This is a genomic window from Streptomyces sp. UNOB3_S3, assembly GCF_020740895.1.
GTDB lineage: Bacteria > Actinomycetota > Actinomycetes > Streptomycetales > Streptomycetaceae > Streptomyces.
In genome coordinates this window covers 1-6,353 of sequence record NZ_JAILXP010000396.1, presented here as the reverse complement: position 1 = coordinate 6,353, position 6,353 = coordinate 1, and the positions used below count along the sequence as shown (strand labels likewise).

Sequence of the window (6,353 nt, the reverse complement as noted above, 5' to 3'; positions counted from 1 at the left end):
CCCCAGCTACCGCTGGGAGGTGCCCCCAGCCCGATTACCCCGCACGCAATTCGCTGATCACCGCGTCCGTCAGCAAAGGCCACGCCTCGATGGCCCAGGAGCCGAAGGCCCGGTCCGCGAGGGCGACGCAGGCCGCGCCCAGCTCCGGGTCCACCCACAGGAACGTGCCGGACTGCCCGAAGTGGCCGAACGTCCGCGGCGAGGACGACGTGCCCGTCCAGTGCGGGGACTTGGCGTCCCGGATCTCGAAGCCGAGGCCCCAGTCGTTGGGCCGCTGGTGACCGTAGCCGGGCAGGACGCCCGTCACACCGGGGAAGACCACCGTCGTGGCCTCGTCCAGCGTGGTGCGCGACAGCAGTCGCGGCGCCTGGAGCTCGGCGGCGAAACGGGCCAGGTCCTCCGCCGTCGAGACGCCGTCCTTGGCGGGCGAGCCGGGCAGGTCCGTGGAGGCCATGCCGAGGGGCTCCAGCACCGCCTGCCGGAGGTACTCGGCGAAGGGGATGTCCGTGGCCTTGGCGATGTGGTCGCCCAGGGCGTCGAAGCCGGCGTTGGAGTACAGCCGCCGGGTGCCCGGCTCGGCCATGGAGCGGTACTCGTCGAAGGCGAGTCCGGAGGTGTGGGCGAGCAGATGACGCACCGTGGCACCGGGCGGGCCGGCCGGCTCGTCGAGCTCGATCGCGCCTTCCTCGACGGCGATCAGCGCGGCGTACGCGGCCAGCGGTTTGGTGACGGAGGCCAGCGGGAAACGGTGGCGGGCCGGGCCGTGCGCACCCGCGTAGGTGCCGTCGGCGCGCACGACGGCCGCCGCCGCGGTCTTGACGGGCCAGTTCTCGATCATCCGCAGGCTTTCCATGGCAAGGAGCCTAGCGCCACACGGGATCGGGCCGGATCACGTCGAATCCCGCTTGCTTCGAGTGCACTCCAACTCTCTAGCGTTGGGGACGCACCGCACGGGGCGATCGAGGGGGAAGCGGCAATGACTTTGATGGACACCGAGAGCGCGCCGGCCGGAACGGTGGACGACCTCTGCGCCCCGCTCGCCCGCCAGCGCCGGCGCCGCCCGGAGGGCCGGGACCGCTACACGATCAGTGAAGTGGCCGCGTACGCGGGGCTGTCCGCGCACACCCTCCGCTGGTACGAGCGAATAGGGCTGATGCCGCACGTCGACCGCTCCCACACGGGGCAGCGCCGCTACACCGACCGCGACCTGGACTGGCTGGACCTGGTGAGCCGGCTGCGGCTGACCGGGATGCCGGTGGCCGACATGGTCCGCTACGCGGAACTGGTGCGGCTGGGCGAGCACACCTTTCCCGAGCGCGAACGACTGCTGAGCGCGCACCGCGACGACGTGCGGATGCGCATCGCGGAGCTGCGCAGCACGCTGGAAGTACTGGACTACAAGATCAATACCTATGCCGACGCCCGCCGGGCGTCCGAAGGGGCATGACGGACACATGAGCAACGACAAGATCGCACGCGTGGCCCTCGGCGACGGCGGCCCGGAGGTCGGCGTCCAGGGCCTGGGCTGCATGGGCATGAGTTTCGCCTACGGCCCGACGACGGACGAGGCGGAGGCCCGGGCGACGCTGGAGCGGGCGCTGGAGCTGGGCGTCACGCTCTACGACACCGCCGACATGTACGGGAACGGGGAGAACGAGAAGTTCATCGCCCCCTTCATCCGGGCCAACCGGGAACACGTCGTCCTGGCGACGAAGTTCGCGATCGACGCCGACCCGGACAACCCCGCGCAGCGGACGATCCGCAACGACCGGCCGTACATCCGCAAGGCCGTCGAGGGCAGCCTGCGGCGGCTGGGGGTCGAGCGGATCGACCTCTACTACATGCACCGCCGCGACCCCCAGGTCCCGCTGGCGGAGTCGGTGGGCGCGATGGCCGAGCTGGTCGCGGAGGGCAAGGTCAAGTACCTGGGCCTGAGCGAGGTCACGGGCGGCGAGCTGCGCGAGGCGCACGCCGTCCACCCGATCGCGGCCGTGCAGTCGGAGTGGTCGCTCTTCAGCCGGGACATCGAGGAGAACGTCGTCCCGGCGGCCCGTGAGCTGGGCGTCGCCCTCGTGCCGTACTCGCCGCTCGGCCGCGGCTTCCTGACGGGTGCTTTCGCGAACGCGGACAAGGACCTGTCGACGGACGACTGGCGCCGTACGCAGCCGCGCTTCACGGGTGACAACGCGGCGGCGAACGTCGCCCTGCTGGAGCCCCTGCGACGGATCGCGGAGGCGCGGGGCGTGACGCTCGCCCAGGTCGCCCTGGCGTGGGTGCAGCAGCGGGCGCGGGTGGACGGCCTGACGGTCGTTCCGATCCCGGGCACGCGCAAGCGTTCCCGTCTGGAGGAGAACGTGGGCGCCACCCGCGTCGAGCTGACGGCGGACGAGCTCACGTCGCTGGAGCCCATCGCGTCCAAGGTGGCGGGCGACCGTTACCCGGACATGAGGTTCACCTCGGCGGGCCGGGAGTAGTCACCATCGAACGTCGGAGGGGCCGGTGAAGCCGGCCCCTCCGACGTTCTCCGTCGCGGACTCCGCCTCGTCACCGCTCTCTTCCGCCGTCTCCCCCAGCAGATCCCGCGCCAGCAGCGTCGCCCCCGCCACCGCGCCCGGCATCACGAACACCGCGACGAGCGGCACCAGGAAGAGCAGGATCAGCGGCACTCCGAAGCCCAGCACCAGGAGCTTGCGCGAGCGCAGCAGCTCCAGCCGCTGACGCAGCGGAATCCCGCGCCGCTGAAGGGCGACGGCGGAGAGTTCCTCTGTCAGGAAGAAGCCGGAGACGCAGAAGCCGATCGCCGGCACCACCGTCTGGCCCACGAAGGGAACGAAGCCCAGCGCGAAGAAGAGGACGCCCCACAAGGAGGCCCGGACGAGCACGGCGAGGCTCTCCCGGGCCGAGATCCACAGCTCCCGCCAGAGCGGCAGCCCGGACGACGGCGCGCTGCCGCCCTCGGTCAGGTCGACCCGCTCGGACAGCGCCTCGTAGAAGGGCTGTCCGACGAGCAGCGTCACCGCCGTGAAGGAGAGCATCGCCAGCAGCAGGCAGCCGCCGAAGAAGAGCGCCGTCAGCGCGCCGCGGAAGAGGCCGAGCCAGGGCGAGCCCCAGCCGTCGGCGAAGGGGGTGGCCCAGTCGACGACGTCGTCGGACCGGAGGGCGAGCACGGTCATCGCCGCCGCGTACCCGGCCAGGGTGATCAGCCCGGGCAGCAGCCCCAAACCCCACCGCCGGCGGTTGCGCCCCACCCAGCGCTGGCCCTTGACCAGGTACGACATGCCCGTCACAAGATCTCGCATGGCGGCACATCGTAGCCGCCGCGGCGGGGCGGTCCCGCGTCGTCAGAGCGTGACGATCATCTTGCCCGTGTTGTCCCCGCGCAGCAGTCCGAGGAACGCGTCGACGTTGTTCTCGATGCCCTCGACGACGGTCTCGCGGACGGCGAGCTCGCCGGAGCGGATCCAGCCGCCGACCTCCTCGACGAACTGCGGGCGCAGCGCGTTGTGGTCCGAGACGATCATGCCCTGGACGCGCAGTCGCTTGGCCAGGATGTTGACCATGTTGCGCGGGCCGGGCACGGGCTCGGTGGCGTTGTACTGGGCGATCATGCCGCAGATGGTGACGCGGCCGTGGAGGTTGAGGACGCTGAGCGCCGCCTCCAGGTGCTCGCCGCCGACGTTGTCGAAGTAGACGTCGATGCCGTCGGGGGCCGCGGCCCGCAGCTGGTCGACGACCGGGCCCTCCTTGTAGTTGAAGGCGGCGTCGAAGCCGTACTCCTCGCGCAGCACCCGGACCTTCTCGTCCGAGCCCGCGCTGCCGATGACGCGGGCGGCGCCCTTGAGGCGGGCGATCTGGCCGACGAGGCTGCCGACGGCGCCGGCGGCACCGGAGACGAAGACGGTGTCGCCCTCCTTGAAGGAGGCGACCTCCAGCAGGCCCGCGTAGGCGGTCATGCCGGGCATGCCCAGCACGCCGAGGTAGGCGGAGAGCGGGGCGAGCTTCGGGTCGACCTTGGCGGCGCGGGCGGCCTCGACCACCGCGTACTCCCGCCAGCCGAGGCCGTGGAGGACGTGGTCGCCCACCTCGAAGCCCTCGACCCGGGAGGCCACGACCTCGCCGACCGCGCCGCCGTCCATGGGCCGGTCCAGCTGGTACGGGGGGACGTAGGACTCGCGCTCGTCCATGCGGCCGCGCATGTACGGGTCCACCGACAGGTGGATGTTGCGGACCAGGATCTCGCCCTCGCCGACCTCGGGGACGGCGACCTCGCGCAGGGCGAAGTCCTCGGGCTTCGGCCAGCCCACGGGGCGGGCGACCAGGTGCCATTCCCGGCTGGTCTCGGGGATGCGGGCGGCTGTGGCGGTCATGGGAACCAACCCTCCAATTACTTAAGAACCTCAACCAATCATGTGCCTCGATATTTCACGATGTCAAGTAACGGAGTAGGGTGGTCTCCATGACACCCCCTCCACGGCCCACCGACGCCCTGACCCTTGAGGTCGTCGACCTCATCGCGACCGTCGTGGCGCGCTACCACGAGGAGTACGAGGAGGCGGCCGCCCGGCACTCGCTCACCGGCGCCCAGGCCCGGGTCCTGGCCCTGCTGGCCCGGGAGCCGCTGCCGATGCGGCGGATCGCCGTCAAGCTGAAGTGCGAGCCGTCGAACATCACCGGGATCGTCGACCGGCTGGAGGCCCGGGCCCTGGTCGAGCGCCGCCCAGACCCGGACGACCGCCGGGTCAAGCTCGCGGCGGCGACGGAGGAGGGCCGGCTGACGGCGGCCCGGCTGCGGGAGTCGCTGCACTTCGCGCGCGAGCCGCTGGCCGGGCTGTCCGAGGAGGAGCGCGCCGTGCTGCGGGACCTGCTCAAGCGGATGCTGGGCGAGTAGCCGCGCCCACCCTCCCGGCGAGGGGCTACGCGGACAGCCGCAGCTCCCCCGCCGTGACGACCGTCCCCAGCCGGGGCATGTCCAGCGCCACCGACGCCCGGTGCTCCTCGGCCGTCAGCGCGCTCATCGCGTCCTCGACGAAGACGAGCTCGTAGCCGTGGTCGGCGGCGGCCCGGCCGGTCGACTCCACCCCGAGGTTGGTGGCGATCCCGGCGAGCACCAGCGTCCGTACGCCGCGCTCGCGCAGCCGGTCGTCGAGCCCGGTGCCGTGGAACGCGCCCACGGTCCGCTTGACGATCTCGATGTCCCCCGGCTCCGCGATCCCCGCGGGCAGCCCGCTGCCGGGCGGCTGCTCGGCGAGGCCGGGCCGCTCCACCCGGACGACCACCACCGGCGCCCCCGCCTTGCGGAAGGAACGCGCCAACTCCGCCGCCGTCCGCGCCACTTCGTCGCCGGGGTGGGGCGCGAGGGGCAACGCCACGAGGCGTTCCATGAGGTCGACGAGGACGAGTGCGGTGCGCTGGGGGTCGAGTTCCGTCATGGCCTCAGACCGTACCGGCCACGACCTCGGCGTGGGCGGCCTCCGGGCCAGCTCACGGCTGCCGGTAGGTAAAGCTTCCGCGAAAGGGGGACTTCGGGCCCGCGGCCCGCAACTCGCGGAGGTTTTCCGATGCGTTGCCGAAAGGCGGGGCGGGTGCGTCACGATGGCACGCATGAGACCGTCTTCCGACCCCGGGCCCGACCCCGCCCCCGGGCCCGTCGCCGCCTTCGGGCCCCTGGAGTTCCAGCTCGTGCTGCTGCGCCGGATGGCCGACCACCAGCCCGGGCTGGTCGAGGACGCGCTGCGCGAACTGGGCGTCGGGCGCGCCGAGATGCGCGAGGCCAACCGCCGCTGGCAAGCCATGACGCGCTCCCCGCGCGGCCGGGGCGCGGGGCCCCGCTACCGCTCCGTCCTGGGCCCGCCCGAGAGCACCGGGGAGCGCCGCGTCGGCGATCTGACCTTCGAGGCGGCGGCCTGGCCGGTACCGCTCTGGCCCGGGCTGCGCTTCGAGGTGCTGAGCGCCCCCGGCGGCGCGGTGTGGAACGAATGGCTGGTCCGCGCGCCCGGGGCGCCGGCCCCGCGGCCGCGTACGGTCGAGGAGCTGCTGCCCTGGTCCTGCACGGTGGACGAGGTCGCCCGGGCCTTCCCGCCCGCCCGGCCGATGGAGGGCACCGCCCCGACGCGCTGGCGGCTGGCCTTCACGGCGCCGGACGCGGCCGGGGCGCGCCGGGAGTACGTCGCGGAGTTCACGTGGGGGCTGCTCCAGCGGCTGGTCCCCTGACCGGGCGGCCCCGGCCCGGGTCCGTCTCCCGGCGGCCCCGGCGGCCCCGGTCCGACTCCCGGCGGAGGGCGGAGTGGCCGTTCGGCCGAGGCGGGGGCGCCGGAGCGGGGCCTAGGTTGGGGGCCATGTCCACGTCCCCGTCC

General features: G+C 72.9%; 8 protein-coding genes. 4 read left to right on the top strand and 4 right to left on the bottom strand.

Annotation, left to right across the window (positions count from 1 at the left end; all coding sequences use genetic code 11):
• Positions 1-34 precede the first annotated feature (34 nt).
• Positions 35-853 (bottom strand): serine hydrolase, encoded by an 819-nt coding sequence (locus tag K6I33_RS29915; protein ID WP_229357676.1) that lies wholly within the window; start codon positions 851-853, stop codon positions 35-37.
• Positions 854-976: 123 nt separating this feature from the next.
• On the opposite strand from K6I33_RS29915, the gene K6I33_RS29910 reads away from it, so the two are divergent.
• A complete protein-coding gene (locus tag K6I33_RS29910; protein WP_229357675.1) occupies positions 977-1,447 on the top strand; it encodes a MerR family transcriptional regulator in 471 nt (156 codons plus the stop codon).
• Positions 1,448-1,454: 7 nt separating this feature from the next.
• Positions 1,455-2,474, top strand: a complete 1,020-nt coding sequence (locus K6I33_RS29905) for an aldo/keto reductase (RefSeq protein WP_229357674.1) — start codon at positions 1,455-1,457, stop codon at positions 2,472-2,474.
• On the opposite strand, the gene K6I33_RS29900 is transcribed toward K6I33_RS29905, so the two are convergent.
• Together K6I33_RS29900 and K6I33_RS29895 are read right to left on the bottom strand one after the other, a co-directional pair.
• Positions 2,475-3,299, bottom strand: a complete 825-nt coding sequence (locus K6I33_RS29900) for an EI24 domain-containing protein (RefSeq protein ID WP_229357673.1) — start codon at positions 3,297-3,299, stop codon at positions 2,475-2,477.
• Between the two features lie 42 nt (positions 3,300-3,341).
• Positions 3,342-4,367 (bottom strand): NADP-dependent oxidoreductase, encoded by a 1,026-nt coding sequence (locus K6I33_RS29895; protein WP_229357672.1) that lies wholly within the window; start codon positions 4,365-4,367, stop codon positions 3,342-3,344.
• Positions 4,368-4,456: 89 nt separating this feature from the next.
• Here K6I33_RS29895 and K6I33_RS29890 point away from each other — a divergent pair, with 89 nt between their 5' ends.
• Positions 4,457-4,888 carry a MarR family winged helix-turn-helix transcriptional regulator gene (locus K6I33_RS29890; RefSeq protein WP_229357671.1) on the top strand — a complete coding sequence of 144 codons (432 nt, stop codon included), beginning with the start codon at positions 4,457-4,459 and terminating at the stop codon, positions 4,886-4,888.
• A 25-nt stretch (positions 4,889-4,913) separates the two neighbouring features.
• On the opposite strand, the gene K6I33_RS29885 is transcribed toward K6I33_RS29890, so the two are convergent.
• The gene (locus K6I33_RS29885; RefSeq protein ID WP_229357670.1) at positions 4,914-5,429 is read right to left on the bottom strand and encodes an isochorismatase family protein; all 516 of its coding nucleotides are present in this window, start codon (positions 5,427-5,429) and stop codon (positions 4,914-4,916) included.
• 172 nt (positions 5,430-5,601) lie between these two features.
• On the opposite strand from K6I33_RS29885, the gene K6I33_RS29880 reads away from it, so the two are divergent.
• Positions 5,602-6,210, top strand: a complete 609-nt coding sequence (locus tag K6I33_RS29880) for a hypothetical protein (protein ID WP_229357669.1) — start codon at positions 5,602-5,604, stop codon at positions 6,208-6,210.
• Positions 6,211-6,353: the final 143 nt, after the last annotated feature.

Bases quoted from the DNA above. Each gene is read 5' to 3' on its own strand.
- K6I33_RS29900 (WP_229357673.1), bottom strand. From the start codon at position 3,299: ATGCGAGATCTTGTGACGGGCATGTCGTACCTGGTCAAGGGCCAGCGC.
- K6I33_RS29885 (WP_229357670.1), bottom strand. From the start codon at position 5,429: ATGACGGAACTCGACCCCCAGCGCACCGCACTCGTCCTCGTCGACCTC.
- K6I33_RS29880 (WP_229357669.1), top strand. From the start codon at position 5,602: ATGAGACCGTCTTCCGACCCCGGGCCCGACCCCGCCCCCGGGCCCGTC.
- K6I33_RS29910 (WP_229357675.1), top strand. From the start codon at position 977: ATGACTTTGATGGACACCGAGAGCGCGCCGGCCGGAACGGTGGACGAC.
- K6I33_RS29915 (WP_229357676.1), bottom strand. From the start codon at position 853: ATGGAAAGCCTGCGGATGATCGAGAACTGGCCCGTCAAGACCGCGGCG.
- K6I33_RS29895 (WP_229357672.1), bottom strand. From the start codon at position 4,367: ATGACCGCCACAGCCGCCCGCATCCCCGAGACCAGCCGGGAATGGCAC.
- K6I33_RS29890 (WP_229357671.1), top strand. From the start codon at position 4,457: ATGACACCCCCTCCACGGCCCACCGACGCCCTGACCCTTGAGGTCGTC.
- K6I33_RS29905 (WP_229357674.1), top strand. From the start codon at position 1,455: ATGAGCAACGACAAGATCGCACGCGTGGCCCTCGGCGACGGCGGCCCG.